Origin of the sequence: Bradyrhizobium sp. CB2312, assembly GCF_029714425.1 — a bacterium.
Lineage (GTDB): Bacteria > Pseudomonadota > Alphaproteobacteria > Rhizobiales > Xanthobacteraceae > Bradyrhizobium.
Genome location: NZ_CP121668.1, coordinates 5,611,712 through 5,626,106, shown reverse-complemented (window position 1 = coordinate 5,626,106; position 14,395 = coordinate 5,611,712). Strand labels below are relative to the sequence as shown.

Here is a 14,395-nt window from a genome sequence, read left to right as displayed (position 1 = left end):
TCGGAACCGAGACGGGATGGCGAAACAAATGACTGTAGTCTTGCGCATATTGCTCGCGATGAGCATGGCCTGCGGCGTTCTGATGCCGCCTGGCGGCGCTGTTGCGGCGGACGCCAAGCGTCTCAACATCGTTTTCGTCAACCCCGGCAAGACCGGCGAGGTCTATTGGGACATGGTCGCGCAGACCATGCAGGCCGCCGGCCGCAAGCTCGACGCGCATATCGAGGTGCTGACCAGCGAGCGGAATTACCGCACCATGCAGGAGCTGGGCTTCGGCGTGGTCGCGCGCGCTGACAAGCCCGATTTCCTCATCCTCTCGAACGAGGAATCCGCCGCCGTTCCGATCCTTGAGGCGGCCGAGGCCGCCGGCGTCAAGACGCTGCTGCTCTCGAACACGCTGATCGGCGATGACGCGGCCCGCCTTGGCCCGCCCCGCCAGAAGCTCAAGACCTGGCTCGGCGATATCACGACCGATCTTCAGACCGCGGGGGCGCGGATGGCGAACGCCCTGATCGCCACCGCGCGCGCCGAGAAATGGCAGAGCGCCGACGGCAAGATCCACATTCTCGGCATCGGCGGTGACGAGATCACCCCGTCCTCGATCGCCCGCAATGCCGGCCTCAAGCTCGCCGTCGAGGCTGCGCCCGATGTGGTGGTGGACCGCATGCTGTTCGCCAACTGGACGCAGTCCGAGGCCGAGCGGGTCACCGCGAACTATCTGGGCTGGGCCTCGCGCAAGGAGATCAGGCCGGCCGGCATCTGGGCCGGAAACGATCCGATGGCGCTCGGCGCGCTGCGCGCGGCGACCGCTGCCGGCCTCACGCCCGGCCGGAACATCCAGGTGGCCGGCCTCAACTGGTCCGACGACGCGCTGCGCGAGATCAAGGCGGGCCATCTGCTCCTGAGCGACGGTGGGCATTTCCTGCTCGGCGGCTGGTCGATCGTTCTCCTGCGCGACTATGCCGACGGCTGCGATTTCGCGGCCGCATCGCCGCGCGTCGAGGTCAAGACATCCGCGATCACGCGCGACAATCTGGTTTCGGTCGGCGACCTCATCCGGGTGCGCGCCTTCGACCGCATCGACTTCACGCGGTTCAGGGCAAAGCCGGGACGCTGTGGGGCGTACGATTTCTCGATCGACGCGCTGATCTCGTCGCTGGCGCCAGTGGAAGGCACCGCCGATTGATGCAAAACGAGGACGACATGACCGATCGGGACCGCAGCGCGCAGGCCGTGCCGCCGCGTCTGCGCTCGGTCGTCCGCGCGATGATCTGGGCCACCGTGCCGGTTCTGCTGCTGGTGCAATTGCTTGCCTCCGCGGGCGTCGAGGCTTCGAGCTTCTGGTCGCAGATCCGGCAGCTCGATGCCCGCATGGCCCGCGTCGCCGAGAGCCGGGCCGAGCTGATCGCCGAGCCGCTCTGGAAGATGCGTTACGACCAGGTCACGGGCGTGCTGAACGAGATCATGCACGACGAGACCATCGCCGCGGCGGCCGTCTACGACGACACCGGCGTTGCGATTGCCCGCGTGGTAGCGCGTCCTTCGGAGCAGGGGGTTGCGGAGGTCTCGCGTCCGATCCACTACAGCAACGGCAACATGTCGGTGCAGGCCGGCCGCATCGCGATCGCCTATTCCCGTGCGGCGCTGTATGCGGATGCGGGCAGCCGGCTGGTGCTGCTGCTGGTCGTCGGCCTGCTCGCAACGCTCGCCACCCTGATCGCGATGCGGATCTCCGCCAACATCTTCATCGGCAGGCCGCTGGCGGCGATGATGTCGGCGATCCAGCGCAGCAAGCAGGATGGCCGTGCCTATCCGGCGGACGTCAAGTCCTCCAATGAATTCGGCCAGCTCGCCCGCGCCTTCAACGCCATGCAGCACACGACGTCGGGAGCGCTCGACCGGCTCGGGCACATGGCCGCGCACGATCCGCTGACGGGCCTGCCCAATCGCCGCTCGCTGTCCGAGCAGCTGCTGACGCTGAGCAACGATGCCGGCTCGCCGGACTCGCTGATCGCGTTCTGCTTCATCGATCTCGACGACTTCAAGGGCATCAACGACACCTTCGGTCACGATGCCGGCGACAAGTTCCTGGTCCACATCTCCGAGCGTCTGCTTGCGGCAGTCGAGCCGCAAGACTGGGTGGCGCGGCTCGGCGGCGACGAGTTCGTGGTGATCCGCCCCGAGGTCAGCAACGCGGCGACCGCGCAGGCGTTCGCGCGCCAGCTGCTGGACGCGATCTCAGAGCCGATCCGGCTGCACGACAAGCAGGTGGTGCCGCGCGCCAGCATCGGCCTTGCCGTGCGCCGCGCCGGCGACCCTGAATTGTCGCATTTGCCGGCGCTTGCCGACATCGCGCTCTACCACGCCAAGAGCAAGGCGCCCGGCACGGTCGCCGTGCTGGACGAAGCACTTCAGCGCGAGTATCGCCGCCGCAGGGACCTCGAGCTCGCCGTTCCCGCAGGCTTCGCCGAGGGGCAGTTCGAGGTCTGGTATCAAAGCCAGGTCGACCTCGAGAGCCAGGCCGTCGTCGGGCTCGAGGCGCTCATTCGCTGGCGCCACCCTGAACATGGCGTGATCGGCCCCGGCGAATTCCTGCCGCTGATCGAGCGCAGCGGCAACAATGCGCGGCTGACGCGCTATGTGCTGACCGATGCCTGCCGGGCGCTGCAGCTTCTGGCCGCCGCCGGCAGGCCGCAGATCCGGATCGCGATCAACCTGCCGCCGTCCGAGCTCGCCGACCATTCGCTCGCCGCCGAGCTGCGCGCGACCTGCGCGCGCTTCGATGTCGCGCCATCGTCGCTGGAGCTCGAGATCACCGAGGGCTCGCTGATCAACAACATTGCCAGTGCCTCCGAGACGCTGCACCGGTTGCGGCGCCTCGGCGCGACCATCGCGCTGGACGATTTCGGCACCGGATACAGCTCGCTCGCGCATCTCAGGCGCTTTCCGCTGGACAAGGTCAAGATCGACAAGGCGTTCATCAGCGAGATCCCCGATAGCGCCGAAGACAAGGCGATCGTCGGCGTCATCGCATCGCTCGCCGGCACGCTGGGGCTGACGCTCGTCGCCGAAGGCATCGAGCGGGCCGAGCAGGCGCGGGCGATGCGCGAGATGGGCGTGACGCTGGGGCAGGGCTATCTCTATCACCGGCCGCAGCCGCTCGAGGCCGTGCTGCAATGGCTCGAGAGACAAGCGGTGCCCGAGAGGCGTGTCATTGCGGAGAGCCCCTCGATCGCGCCGGAATTTGCCGCCTGAGGGCTGCTTACGACTGCGCCGCGTTCCAGAGCATTGAGAGCCCGGCCGCGATCATGATCGCGTCCATCAGAAGGCGGAACATCTCGGGCTTCAGGTGCAGCACGAAGCGTTTGGCGATGAAGGCGCCTGACATCAACGAGGCGCCGGCGATCAGGCCCTTGATGAAGACGTCACTGGTGAGCGCGCCGAACCGTTCGAAGGTCACGGACTTCGCGAAGTAAAGGCCGAGCGAGGAGGCAGCTTCGGTGGCGAGGAAGGCGCCCTTGGACAGGCCGTAGAACAGGAACAGCGGCACGCTGAGCGGGCCGGTCGAGACCACGATGCCGGTGAGATAGCCGATGACCGCGCCCCCGATCGCGAGGTGCCAGAGATTGGCCTTGAGGTCATGCCGTGCCAGGGCGTGCCGCACCGGCACCATCGCAATCAGGAAACTTCCGATGGCAAGGTCCACGGCGTGCGAGGGCAGCGCCAGCAGGGTGCGCGCGCCGAGTGCTGCGGCCGGAATGCCCGTCACCGAATAAGCCAAGCAGGCCCTCCAGTCGACCTCGCGCCACCACGCCAGGATCCGCGAAAAGTTCGCCATCACGGAGGCGACCGCCATGATGGGCACCGCTTCCTTCGGCCCGTAGGCATAGACCAGCACCGGCATCAGCATGATCGACGACCCCGTGCCGACGATGCCTGAGATGGTGCCGGCGATCAGGCCGACGGTGAGGACGAAAAGAAAGGCCAAGGGCAGGGGCTCCGGGAATCGGAGCACTGTAGCCGCGGACGACGCTAAGCGAGAGACGGAATCTTCGCCCGCACCGGCATGCCGGCCTGTGCCCCCGGCGTGAGACACTTCTGGGCCGCCGCTTCGCACCCGACCTGGAGCGCGCTTTGCAGCGGAACCTTCTCGTGGACCATCGCCGCAAACGCACCGACAAAGGTGTCGCCGGCCCCTGTCGTGTCTACTGGCGTGATGCGCGGGGCGGGCGCGTGCAAACGGGTTCCGTCCGCTGCGACAGCCAAGGCGCCCTGCGCGCCGGCGGTGACGATGCAGGTGAGGTCACCCGTCCTGGCCAGGCCCGCGGCTGCAGCTTCGTAACCGGACGGCGCGAGGCCGATGGCGACTGCGGCGTCCATTGCCTCGTGCTCGTTGAGGAGAAGATAGTCAGTGACGCCGAGAAGCTCGGACACCATCTCGCGCGTCATCTTGTCCGGGACAGGCGCGAGGTTCCAGATGACGGTGCCCGAGGCCGATGTCGTTCGCCGTGCGGCTTGCAGCGCCTGTGCAAACGGCACCTCCATCTGAAGCACGAGCACCATGTCAGTGCCAAGGAGCGCGGCGGGCAGGTCTGCGGCATTCGCGGCCATGTTGGCGCCGCTCGCTACAGTGATCGCATTCTCGCCGGCCTGATCGACCGTGATGAAGGCGCAGCCGGTCGGCTCGTCGGCCCTGACGACGAGACCGGTATCGACACCGTTTGACTTGAGGTTCTCGATCGCGCTGTCGCCGAATCCGTCCTGGCCGACGCGGCCCGCCATGCGGACCTGTCCCGGCCGCGCAATCCGTGCGGCGGCGACGGCCTGGTTGGCGCCCTTGCCGCCGAAATGCGTCTGGTAGGACAGCGCGAGCACCGTCCGGCCGGCGCCGGGAATGACCGGGACCTGCGCGACCAGATCGATGTTGAGCGACCCGAACACCAGGATCATGAGGGGACGTCAGCCTTGCTCGTCCATGACGCGCAGCTTCTCGACGCGGCGGCGGAAATCCTCGTCGGTGGAGAATTCGGCCGAGAGATAGGACGAGACGAGGTCTACGGCGAGCCAGGCGCCCACGATCTGTGCGCCGATGCACATGACGTTGACGTCGTCATGCTCGACGCTCTGATGGGCTGAGTGGACGTCGTGGCAGACCGCGGCGCGGATGCCCTTCATCTTGTTGGCGGCGATCGAGGCGCCGACGCCGGTGCCGCACACCATGATGCCGCGTGCGGCTTCGCCCGAGGTCACCTTCTGCGCCACGGCCCGCGCGATGTCGGGGAAGTCCACCGGTTTGTCGTCATAGGAGCCGACGTCGACGATGACGTGGCCGAGCTTGCGGATGTGGTCGATGACGGTCTGCTTGAGCGGCCAGCCGGCGTGGTCGGATCCGATGACGAGACGCATGTGATGTCCTTCTTGATATTTGTATTGGCCGTGACAGCCGAACAGCGGCTGTCACGGATTCTCTATGGTTCAGCTGCGCATGTCCGGCGGCAGCTCGACGCCGTGGAATTTCTTGTAGATTGCGTTGAGCTTGCCGTTCTTGACGTTCTCGGTGATCCAGGCGTTGAGCTTGTCCATCAGCCGTTGCTCGCCCTTCTTCAGGCCGATCGCGAGGTCGAAGGTCGCCAGCGGAATCCGAGACTCGAACACGCGCGAGGGGTTCTTCACGCCGATCTGGTTGATGATCGTCGCCGACGACGCGACGCAGTCGACCTGGCCGGACACGGCCGCGGTCACCATGGTGGCGTCGTCGTCGTAGCGGGCGATCTTGAGGTCCTTGTCCTTCATGTTGGACAGAGTGGTGTCCTGCGTGGTGCCGCGCGAGACGCCGATGGACTTGTCCTTCAGGTCCGGCCAGTCCTTCACGGTCGACGACTTCAGGCAGCCGACGTCGGATTGCAGCGTTGCATAGCGCTTGGTGAAGTCGATGACTTTGGCGCGCTCGGCCGTCACGGACAGGGTCGAGATGATGATGTCGGCCTTGCCGGTGAGGACGTTGGGGATGCGTGTTGCGCCGGTGGTCTGGATGAATTCGAGCTCGAGCCCCCAGTCCTTGGCGAGCAGCTGGGCGACTTCGACGTCCGAGCCGGTCGGCTTCATGCTCGAATCCATCATGCCCGAGGGCGGGATGGCGAGATCGGTCGAGATGCGGATCTTCTTCGCCTGCGTGATGTCGTCGAGCAGGTCGGCCGATGCCGGCGTGGCCGCCATCATGATGAGGCCGCACAAAGCCGCGGCGGTGCCCAGCAACGTCTTGTTTGTCATTCTTGGTTCTCCTCTCCCTGTTATGATTTTAGGTTTCCCGTGCCCACGAATTGCGTGAGCTCGGGGGTCGTCGGCGATGTCAGGATCGAGGCGGGTCCGGTCTCGTGGACCCTGCCGCGATGCATGAAGACGATGCGGTCGGCGATACCCTTGGCAAAGCCCATCTCGTGGGTGACCATCACCATGGTCATGCCGTCGGCTGCCAATTGTTCGATCACCTTCAGCACTTCAGCGGTGAGCTCGGGATCCAGCGCAGAGGTGACCTCGTCGAACAGCATGACCTTCGGCTGCATCGCCAGCGAGCGAGCAATCGCCGCGCGCTGCTGCTGACCGCCGGAGAGCTGTTCGGGATAGGCGTGCAGCTTCTCTTCGAGCCCGACCTGCGCCAGCACTTTTCGGGCGAGGTCCTTGGCCTGCGAGGAGGCCATGCCCTTCACGGCGCAGGGTGCAAGCGTGATGTTCTGCTCGATCGTGAGGTGTGGAAACAGATTGTAGCTCTGGAACACGATGCCGACGTCCTGACGCAGTGCGCGCAGATCGACGTCGGGACGGTCGACCCGATGTCCGCACACGACGATCTCGCCACCATCGACCTTCTCGAAGCGGTCGATGCAGCGCAGCGCCGTGCTCTTGCCGGAGCCGGAGCGGCCGATCAGGGCCAGCACTTCGCCGCGCTCGACGGCAAAGGAGACGCCATCGAGCACCCGGAGCGGCCCAAAGCTCTTCTGCACGTCGCGGAGCGACACGATCGGTCGGAGGAGAGATTCTGCTGCATATCAGGCCGGTGCAAGGTTGGACCTGCCACGTCCCATCCGCCGTTCCAGCCTCTGGCTGAACAGGGAGAGGGGATAGCACATGGCGAAATAGGTGACGGCGATGATGGCGTAGATGGCGAACGGCTCGAACAGAGAGTTGTTGACGATCTGGCCCGAGCGCATCAGCTCGACGAAACCGACGACGGAGGCGAGCGATGTGTTCTTGATGATCTGCACCATGAAGCCGACCGTGGGCGGCGTCGCGATGCGGATCGCCTGCGGCAGGATCACTTTCATCATGCGCTGGGTCCGGCTCAGCGCGAGGCCCTCGGCAGCCTCCCATTGTGGTTTCGGCACCGACTGAATGCAGCCGCGCCAGATCTCGCCGAGATAGGCGGCGACATAGAGCGTCAGCGAGGCGCCGGCGGCCGTCAGCGGCGAGACCTTGAGGCCGATCGCCGCGAGGCCGAAATAGCCGAGGAAAAGGATGACGAGCAGCGGCGTGCCCTGGACGAGCTGGACATAGACGGCGCTGGCGATCCGCACCGGTTTGAGCGGTGAGATCCGCGCCAGCGCGATCACGAAACCGACGATGCCGCCGCCGATCAGTGCGATCACCGAAAGGCCGATGGTCCACAGCGCGCCCTGGCCGAGGAATATCAGATGATTGATGTTGAGGTGTCCGCCCATGATCATCTCACAGCGGCGTGCCGAGCCGGCGACGACGCGGAAACAGCGCGAGGCCGAGGCCCCAGAAGCCGGCGCGCATCACCAGCGACAGGATGACGTAGAGCACGGCGACGATGATGTAGGTCTCGAACGCGCGATAGGTGTCCGACTGGATGTAGTTGGCGACGGCGGTGAGCTCTTCCGCCGAGATCTGCGAGCACACCGACGAGGCCAGCATCAGCAGCACGAATTGGCTGGTCAGCGCCGGATAGACCTTCTCGACCGCCGGCAACAGGATGATGTGCCAGTAGATTTGCAGCCGCGACAGCGCCAGTCCCTCGGCCGCCTCGATCTGTCCACGCGGGATCGCCTCGAAGCCGGCGCGCATGATCTCGGCGGTGTAGGCGCCGACGTTGATCGTCAGCGCCGCCACGGCCACGGTGAAGGCGGAGAATTTCAGGAGGCCGAAATAGACCAGGAAGATCTGGACCAGTAGCGGCGTGTTGCGGATCGCCTCGACGTAGACTTTGCACGCTCCGGCGATCAGCGAACTCCGCGAGCCGCGGCCGACAGCTGCGAGCGTGCCGATCAGAGCGCCCAGCACGGTCGCGAAGAAAGCCAACTCGAGCGTCAGCGCAGCGCCAGCCAAGAAACTTGGCCAACGCTCCATCACTGCGGGAAAGTCGAGTTGGAGGCTCATCGTATCAGCTTCGGCCGGTCGTCTGGTTGGTCATGCGGTCGTAGACGCGGAACAGCGCCTGGTTGCCGTTGCTGCCTTCGCCATGGGCGCGGGCGTCGACATATTGGCTGGTGACGAGTGCGGTGCCGGGCAGGGGCACGTTGAGAGCCTGCGCGTGCTCCTGCACGAGGCGAAGGTCCTTGAGCTGCAGATCGATGCGGAAGCCCGCGGAGACGTCGCCCGCAATCATTGCGGGGCCGAGCTTGTCGAGCATCCAGGAGGCAGCGGAGCCACCGAGCAGCACCCGGCGCAGCAGATCGAGGTCGAGGCCCGAAGCGCGGCCGAGCGCTAGTGCCTCGCAGATCGCCTGGATGTTGATGCCGCAGATCAGCTGATTGCAGAGCTTGACCGTTTGCCCGGCGCCCGATGCGCCGACATGCGTGATGGTCGTGCCCATCGCCCGGAAGAACGGCTCGGCCTTGGCGAACGCGTCAGCATCGCCGCCAGCCATGATCGAGAGCGCGGCGTTCTTGGCGCCTACCGGCCCGCCTGAGACCGGCGCGTCGATGAAGCTGACACCGGCTTTTTGCAAGTCGGCATGGATGCGGCGGACCGCGACCGGCGAGATCGTGCTCATGTCGACGATGAGCTTGCCGGGTGGGGGAGACCTCAAAAGGCCTTGCTCGCCGTAAATGGTCGCCTCGACATGGGGTGTGTCGGGCAGCATGGTGATGACGATGTCGGCACCTTGAGCGGCATCGGCGGGGCCCGCGGCGCGCGTCGCGCCTTCCATGACGCTGTCGGCCAGGGCAGCATCATTGAGATCGAAGGCGCGCACGGCATGGCCGGCCATCAGCAGGTTGCGCACCATCTCGCGGCCCATCGTGCCGATGCCGATGAAGCCCACATTGCCCTTGTCGTTCCGTCCCATGTCCTCAGTCCGTTTCTTGGTTGGTCTGCGATCAGCGTGAGGCGCCGGTCTTGTCGATGTCGCCGACGACGGCGCGCCTGCGGTATTCGTCACCGATGGCGAAATGCTTGCGCAGCGTGGCGTCGGCGCGTTCTGGATCGCGCGCGATGACGGCTTCGAAGATGCGGCGGTGGTCGTCGATCAGATAGGTTTTCATCGACGGGAAGGCCTGCACCAGTTCGCGGCGGCTGCGATGCGAATGCGTAAGGAGGCCCGCCATCGAGCTGTGCAAAACGGAAAGCGTTTCCGAATGTGACGCCACGACGATGGCGCGGTGGAATTCGAAGTCGGCCATGCCGCCGGCATCGGCCTCGTCGATCGTCTCGCCGATCTTCGCGAGCGCGCGCTGCAGGCGCTCGAAATCGGCAATGTTGGCGCGCTCGCAGGCGAGGCGGATCGCCTGGCATTCGATCGCGACGCGCGCCTGCATGACGTCGTCAAGCATGTCCGCTTGCTGGGCCAGCGCGAAGGTGAAGAAGTCGTTCAGCACCGAGACGTCCGGCCGGGTCACGACGGTGCCGATGCGGTCGCGGATCTCGACGATGCCGAGCACGGTCAGGGCGCGCAGCGCCTCGCGGACGATCGGCCGGCTGACGCCAAGCAGGGTTGCGAGCTCGCGCTCGGAGATCAGGCGGTCGCCGGGCTTGAGCGAGCCCGCGAGCAGGCGCTCGCGCAAGAAGGCGAACACCTTTTCGAACCCTTTTTCGCCTTCGGTGGCGCGCTTGAGCTCCATCCCCATCCCGCTTTGGTCTGATCTTGGTCAGACCAGTAGGCTAACCAGAGTGATGGCGTCAAGGGCCTTGGTTAATGGTCGATGTCTCAGCACTGCCCAATCCGACCGGTTCCCCGGCCTGATCCTTAGAATTTGAAGTGTATTGATCGGAGCGCTCGCTCAAAGAATTTGAGGTCCGCGATGCCCGATCACCACTCCTTCTCCGCGCTCGACCGCCATGCGGTGCTCGGCGGATCCGACAACGGCTTTCCCTGGTGCGCTGGCGCGATGCTCGCGTTTGAGGCGAGCGAAGTGGTGCGGCTGCGCTGCGAGAAGCTCAGCCATGGCGACGAGGCGGCCGGGCAGGAGGCCGTGCTGATGGTGAGCGAGAAGATCGCCGCGGCCTTCGAGGCGGCAGCCAATCTGCTCGCAGGGGCAACGCCGGCGGCCATCATCCAGCGTTACCGCGAGCACGTGGCCGCGAACGCCAGGCGGCTCTCCGCCAACTGAACCTTTCCGGGCAGGGTTTGCTGCTGACAGCATGTTGGCAGCAGGGGCCGGCTACGACCATCTCCTGACAAAATGGGGAGCGGGTCATGCCGATCGAGGCAAGCTGTCATTGCGGTGAGACGGTATTCGAGGTGACGGAGGCGCCCGTCAGCGTCACCCGCTGCACCTGTTCGCTTTGCGCCAAGCGCGGCGCGCTGTGGGCCTATTACACGCCGGCGCAGTTTCGCCTGCTGTCACCGGCTGACAACGTCGCGACCTATCTCTGGGGCAGCCGCACCGTCAAACATCATTTCTGCGCCAATTGCGGCTGCGGCACCTATTCGGAGTCGCCGGACTGGTCGAGCGGCAAGCCCGATTTCGACAATCCCAAGGTCGCGGTGAATGCGCGCCTGTTCGACGATTTCGATCTCGACGCCGTGCCGGTCAACATGATCGACGGTAAGAATTTGTGGTGAGCATGCGGGGCGACGCATGTGTGCCGCGCGCCCCCGTCCTCTTGAGGGCGTCTTGAAAAGCTGATCTGGTTCCACCCCGAGAAAAGGGAGGAAGCCATGATGCGTCTTTTTGCGCGAGTGATGCTCGCAATGTGTCTGGTCGTTGTGGCCGGCCTCAATGCGCAGGCACAGACCAAGCCGAAGGTCACCTCGCTCGGACCAGACTTCCCCAAGGCCGCGCTGTTCGTCGGCAACAGCTTCTTCTACTACAACAACGGCATGCCCGGGCATCTCACCTTCATGGAGCGGGCAGCCGATGCCGAGAACAAGGCGGCCTATCGCAACACCATGGCGACGATCGGTGGCTCCGGCCTCGACTGGCACGACATGGACAATCTGCTGCGACCCGGCGGTCTCGGTGCGTATTCCTTCGACGACCAGAACAACGTGGTCTTCAACAAGCCGGGCAAGCAGTACGACGCTGTGGTGATGATGGACTGCAGCCAGTGCCCGATCCATCCGCAGCTGAAAGATGCGTTCACGACCTTCGCGAAGAAAGACAGCGACATCGTCCGTGCCCATGGCATGCGGCCGGTGTTTTTCATGTCCTGGGCCTACGCCGACAAGCCGGAGATGACGGACGGGTTGGCCGAGGCCTATACGATCGCCGGCAACGCAAACGATGCGCTGGTCATTCCCGCAGGTCTTGCCTTCGCGCGTGTCCGCAAGCTCCAGCCCGAGCTCAATCTCTATGCGCCCGACAAGCGGCATCCGAGTCCCGCCGGCACGTATCTGGCAACCTGCGTGACGCTGGCCGCGCTGACGGGACGCTCGCCGGTCGGCAATTCCTACACGATGGGGCTCGATGCGGAGACGACCCAGCTGCTGCAAAAGGCGGCGTGGGATACGGTGCAGGAATATTACGGGCGGTAATCCACGGCACTCATTCGTAGGGTGGGCAAAGCGAAGCGTGCCCACCAACAGTTTTATCGATACGAGATGGTGGGCACGGCGCAAGAGCGCCTTTGCCCACCCTACGAGATCTACGGCTCCTCGTTTATTTCAGCACCACCCATGCCGGCGCATGATCACTCGCGCCTTCCTCGCCACGCACCTTCTTGTCGACACCGGCCTTCGCCAGGCGTGAGACGAGGGCAGGGCTGAGCAGGAGATGATCGAGCCGCAGGCCCGCATCGCGCGGCCAGCGGTTTCGCTTGTAATCCCAGAACGTGTAGATGCGTTTCTCAGGGTGCAGCTCGCGGATCGCATCGCACCAGCCTTGCGCGACGAGCGAGGCGTAGGCCGCGCGGCTCTTCGGCTGGATCAGCGCATCCTTGTCCCATGAGCGGGTCGGATAGATATCGATCTCCGTCGGCGCGACGTTGTAATCGCCGGCGAGCACCACGGGCAGTTCCTGCTTGATGAAGGTTTTGGCGTGGCGCTTGAGCCGTGCGAACCAGTCGAGCTTGTAGTCGAATTTCGGTCCTGGCTGCGGATTGCCGTTGGGCAAGTAAATGCTCGTGACGATGATTCCGCGCACGGCGGCCTCGATATAGCGGGCTTCGTGATCCCCCGCCTTTCCCGGTAGCCGGTCTCGCGTCAGCACAGGCTCGGCGTTGCGGGCGAGGATGGCGACGCCGTTCCAGGTCTTCTGTCCACACCACACTGCGCCGTAGCCGGCCTTTTCGATCGCGGCCGCCGGAAATTCGCCATCACTCGCCTTCAATTCCTGAAGCGCGACGACATCGGGCTTCGCTGCGCGCATCCAAGCCAACAGATTGGGCAGGCGGCGGTTGACGTTGTTGATGTTGAATGTCGCAATCTTCATGTAGAGCTATCGGCTCCTGCCTTCCGTCACCGGAGATACAATGTCCAAGTTGAGCTTTGCCGCCATCGTCGTCGCCGTCGCGTTCTCCGGTGTCGCTTCGGCACAATCGTCCGATCCGCGCGGTGCGTGCAAGGCGGACTATGACAAATTCTGCGCCGGCATCGCGCCGGGCGGCGGCAAGGTCATCGCCTGCCTCGAGGCCAAGCGCGGTCAGCTCAGCGCCACCTGCAAGGCAGCGCTCGACAGCCGGAAGAAGTAGGCAGCGAGAGTTCAGCTCGGCAGCGGCGGCGAGGGCGGCTGCTCGATCGGCGGCGGCGAGGGCGGCTGCTCGGCCGCCTGCGTGGGCTCCGGCTTTGCCAGCGGCTCCACCACGTTGCCGCCCTTGTAGACGCGGGCGTAGCGGTGGCCGAGGCTGGTCAGCACCTCATAGCCGATCGTGCCGAAATGATGCGCGAGCTCGTCGACGGTGATGCCTTCGCCGAGCAGCGTCACCATGTGGCCGCGCCGCGCCGCGTTCGGCGGCAGATCGGTGATGTCGACCGCGATCAGGTCCATGGAGATGCGGCCCGCGACCGGGCAGCGCTTGCCCGCCACGATCACCTCGGCGCCGCGGGTGCCGTCATTGGAGCTGGCGGCGCGGAAATAGCCGTCGGCGTAGCCGACCGCGACGATCGCCAGCTTCGTCGGCCGCCGCGCGGTCCAGGTGCCGCCATAGCCGACGCTCTCGCCGCGCTCGACATTGCGGACCTGCACGATGCGGGCCTTGAGATCCACGACCGGCTGCATCGGATTGTCGGCCTCCGGCGTCGGGTTGACGCCGTAGAGCGCTGCGCCCGGCCGCACCATGTCGAACTGGAAGGGCGCCCCTAAGAAGATGCCGGACGAATTGGCGAGCGCCGCCGGCACGCCCGCGAACTCGCTGGCGATGCCGCGGAAGGCCGCGAGCTGTCTTGCATTGACCGGGCTGTTGAGCTGCTCGGCAGAAACCAGATGGCTCATCACCAGCGTGATGCCGTGATCGCCGGCATTGATGCGGGGGATGATGGCCTGCGCTTCCGACAGCGTCAGTCCCAGCCTGTTCATCCCGGTGTCGATGTGGATTGCAACGCCGCCGTTCCAGCCGGTGCGGCGGCAGAACACGTCCCATTCGGCGAGCTCGTTGAGATCGCCGATGACAGGGCGGCAGTTGATCTTCGCGTAGTGCTCGCCGGTGTTCTGGAAGTAGCCGCCGAGCACGTAGAGCGCGGCCTCCGGCACGGCTTCCCGCACCTTGCGCGCTTCCTCGATGGTGGCGACGAAGAAGGTCTTGCAGCCGGCCTTGCTCAGGGCGCGCGCAACCTGCTCGGCGCCGCAACCATAGGCGTCGGCCTTGATCACCGCCGAGCATTCGGCCGGCACCGCCGTCTTCTCGAGCTTGCGCCAGTTGGCGATGATCGCGTCGAGATCGACGGTGAGCACGCCGCCATAGGCTGCGAGCGCGGCAGCCTGGTTGGCCTCCGCGGAGAGAAGGCCGGTTTGCGGGATCATTTTGGGGTCGGACGCCATTGTCATGGCGCCGTTTTACGCAA

At 65.4% G+C, this 14,395-nt stretch carries 17 protein-coding genes; 6 read left to right on the top strand and 11 right to left on the bottom strand.

Annotation, left to right across the window (positions count from 1 at the left end):
* The first annotated feature begins 28 nt into the window (after nt 1–28).
* Together QA642_RS27685 and QA642_RS27680 are read left to right on the top strand one after the other, a co-directional pair.
* Nucleotides 29–1,186, top strand: coding sequence for an ABC transporter substrate-binding protein (locus tag QA642_RS27685; RefSeq protein WP_283079682.1), 1,158 nt, complete (start codon nt 29–31; stop codon nt 1,184–1,186).
* A complete protein-coding gene (locus tag QA642_RS27680; RefSeq protein ID WP_283079681.1) occupies nt 1,186–3,255 on the top strand; it encodes an EAL domain-containing protein in 2,070 nt (689 codons plus the stop codon). The genes QA642_RS27685 and QA642_RS27680 overlap by 1 nt, the downstream gene beginning before the upstream one ends.
* A 7-nt stretch (nt 3,256–3,262) precedes the next feature.
* On the opposite strand, the gene QA642_RS27675 is transcribed toward QA642_RS27680, so the two are convergent.
* The 9 genes from QA642_RS27675 to QA642_RS27635 all read right to left on the bottom strand — a co-directional run bounded on the left by QA642_RS27675 (nt 3,263) and on the right by QA642_RS27635 (nt 10,076).
* On the bottom strand, nt 3,263–3,988 hold the full coding sequence (locus tag QA642_RS27675) for a sulfite exporter TauE/SafE family protein (protein ID WP_283079680.1): 726 nt from the start codon (nt 3,986–3,988) through the stop codon (nt 3,263–3,265).
* A 44-nt stretch (nt 3,989–4,032) separates the two neighbouring features.
* Entirely contained in the window at nt 4,033–4,950 is a 918-nt protein-coding gene (locus QA642_RS27670; protein WP_283079679.1) for a ribokinase, read from the bottom strand.
* A gap of 9 nt (nt 4,951–4,959) precedes the next feature.
* Nucleotides 4,960–5,406, bottom strand: coding sequence for a ribose 5-phosphate isomerase B (gene rpiB, locus QA642_RS27665; protein WP_283079678.1), 447 nt, complete (start codon nt 5,404–5,406; stop codon nt 4,960–4,962).
* 69 nt (nt 5,407–5,475) lie between these two features.
* Nucleotides 5,476–6,270 carry a transporter substrate-binding domain-containing protein gene (locus QA642_RS27660; RefSeq protein WP_283079677.1) on the bottom strand — a complete coding sequence of 265 codons (795 nt, stop codon included), beginning with the start codon at nt 6,268–6,270 and terminating at the stop codon, nt 5,476–5,478.
* A gap of 20 nt (nt 6,271–6,290) precedes the next feature.
* Nucleotides 6,291–7,016, bottom strand: coding sequence for an amino acid ABC transporter ATP-binding protein (locus QA642_RS27655; RefSeq protein WP_283079676.1), 726 nt, complete (start codon nt 7,014–7,016; stop codon nt 6,291–6,293).
* 30 nt (nt 7,017–7,046) lie between these two features.
* The gene (locus QA642_RS27650) at nt 7,047–7,715 is read right to left on the bottom strand and encodes an amino acid ABC transporter permease (protein WP_283079675.1); all 669 of its coding nucleotides are present in this window, start codon (nt 7,713–7,715) and stop codon (nt 7,047–7,049) included.
* Nucleotides 7,716–7,722: 7 nt separating this feature from the next.
* On the bottom strand, nt 7,723–8,394 hold the full coding sequence (locus QA642_RS27645) for an amino acid ABC transporter permease (RefSeq protein ID WP_283079674.1): 672 nt from the start codon (nt 8,392–8,394) through the stop codon (nt 7,723–7,725).
* Nucleotides 8,395–8,398: 4 nt separating this feature from the next.
* Complete coding sequence (locus QA642_RS27640) at nt 8,399–9,304, bottom strand: NAD(P)-dependent oxidoreductase (protein WP_283079673.1); 906 nt, start codon at nt 9,302–9,304, stop codon at nt 8,399–8,401.
* Nucleotides 9,305–9,335: 31 nt separating this feature from the next.
* Nucleotides 9,336–10,076 carry a FadR/GntR family transcriptional regulator gene (locus tag QA642_RS27635; RefSeq protein WP_283079672.1) on the bottom strand — a complete coding sequence of 247 codons (741 nt, stop codon included), beginning with the start codon at nt 10,074–10,076 and terminating at the stop codon, nt 9,336–9,338.
* Between the two features lie 180 nt (nt 10,077–10,256).
* Between QA642_RS27635 and QA642_RS27630 the strand changes: the two genes are divergently transcribed.
* From QA642_RS27630 to QA642_RS27620, 3 genes are all read left to right on the top strand, one after another.
* Nucleotides 10,257–10,565 carry a hypothetical protein gene (locus QA642_RS27630; RefSeq protein WP_283079671.1) on the top strand — a complete coding sequence of 103 codons (309 nt, stop codon included), beginning with the start codon at nt 10,257–10,259 and terminating at the stop codon, nt 10,563–10,565.
* 86 nt (nt 10,566–10,651) lie between these two features.
* The gene (locus QA642_RS27625) at nt 10,652–11,020 is read left to right on the top strand and encodes a GFA family protein (RefSeq protein ID WP_283079670.1); all 369 of its coding nucleotides are present in this window, start codon (nt 10,652–10,654) and stop codon (nt 11,018–11,020) included.
* Nucleotides 11,021–11,116: 96 nt separating this feature from the next.
* On the top strand, nt 11,117–11,932 hold the full coding sequence (locus QA642_RS27620; protein WP_283079669.1) for a hypothetical protein: 816 nt from the start codon (nt 11,117–11,119) through the stop codon (nt 11,930–11,932).
* Nucleotides 11,933–12,056: 124 nt separating this feature from the next.
* Here the strand turns inward: QA642_RS27620 and QA642_RS27615 are convergent, their stop codons facing one another.
* Nucleotides 12,057–12,827, bottom strand: a complete 771-nt coding sequence (locus QA642_RS27615) for an exodeoxyribonuclease III (RefSeq protein ID WP_283079668.1) — start codon at nt 12,825–12,827, stop codon at nt 12,057–12,059.
* Between the two features lie 40 nt (nt 12,828–12,867).
* Here QA642_RS27615 and QA642_RS27610 point away from each other — a divergent pair, with 40 nt between their 5' ends.
* Complete coding sequence (locus QA642_RS27610) at nt 12,868–13,086, top strand: cysteine rich repeat-containing protein (RefSeq protein WP_283079667.1); 219 nt, start codon at nt 12,868–12,870, stop codon at nt 13,084–13,086.
* 11 nt (nt 13,087–13,097) lie between these two features.
* On the opposite strand, the gene alr is transcribed toward QA642_RS27610, so the two are convergent.
* Nucleotides 13,098–14,372, bottom strand: a complete 1,275-nt coding sequence (gene alr / locus QA642_RS27605) for an alanine racemase (RefSeq protein WP_283086993.1) — start codon at nt 14,370–14,372, stop codon at nt 13,098–13,100.
* Between the last annotated feature and the right edge of the window lie 23 nt (nt 14,373–14,395).

Bases quoted from the DNA above. Each gene is read 5' to 3' on its own strand.
- QA642_RS27670 (WP_283079679.1), bottom strand. From the start codon at position 4,950: ATGATCCTGGTGTTCGGGTCGCTCAACATCGATCTGGTCGCGCAGGTC.
- QA642_RS27640 (WP_283079673.1), bottom strand. From the start codon at position 9,304: ATGGGACGGAACGACAAGGGCAATGTGGGCTTCATCGGCATCGGCACG.
- QA642_RS27680 (WP_283079681.1), top strand. From the start codon at position 1,186: ATGCAAAACGAGGACGACATGACCGATCGGGACCGCAGCGCGCAGGCC.
- QA642_RS27615 (WP_283079668.1), bottom strand. From the start codon at position 12,827: ATGAAGATTGCGACATTCAACATCAACAACGTCAACCGCCGCCTGCCC.
- QA642_RS27630 (WP_283079671.1), top strand. From the start codon at position 10,257: ATGCCCGATCACCACTCCTTCTCCGCGCTCGACCGCCATGCGGTGCTC.
- QA642_RS27650 (WP_283079675.1), bottom strand. From the start codon at position 7,715: ATGGGCGGACACCTCAACATCAATCATCTGATATTCCTCGGCCAGGGC.
- alr (WP_283086993.1), bottom strand. From the start codon at position 14,372: ATGGCGTCCGACCCCAAAATGATCCCGCAAACCGGCCTTCTCTCCGCG.
- QA642_RS27660 (WP_283079677.1), bottom strand. From the start codon at position 6,270: ATGACAAACAAGACGTTGCTGGGCACCGCCGCGGCTTTGTGCGGCCTC.
- QA642_RS27635 (WP_283079672.1), bottom strand. From the start codon at position 10,076: ATGGAGCTCAAGCGCGCCACCGAAGGCGAAAAAGGGTTCGAAAAGGTG.
- QA642_RS27610 (WP_283079667.1), top strand. From the start codon at position 12,868: ATGTCCAAGTTGAGCTTTGCCGCCATCGTCGTCGCCGTCGCGTTCTCC.
- QA642_RS27620 (WP_283079669.1), top strand. From the start codon at position 11,117: ATGATGCGTCTTTTTGCGCGAGTGATGCTCGCAATGTGTCTGGTCGTT.
- QA642_RS27645 (WP_283079674.1), bottom strand. From the start codon at position 8,394: ATGAGCCTCCAACTCGACTTTCCCGCAGTGATGGAGCGTTGGCCAAGT.
- QA642_RS27685 (WP_283079682.1), top strand. From the start codon at position 29: ATGACTGTAGTCTTGCGCATATTGCTCGCGATGAGCATGGCCTGCGGC.
- QA642_RS27625 (WP_283079670.1), top strand. From the start codon at position 10,652: ATGCCGATCGAGGCAAGCTGTCATTGCGGTGAGACGGTATTCGAGGTG.
- rpiB (WP_283079678.1), bottom strand. From the start codon at position 5,406: ATGCGTCTCGTCATCGGATCCGACCACGCCGGCTGGCCGCTCAAGCAG.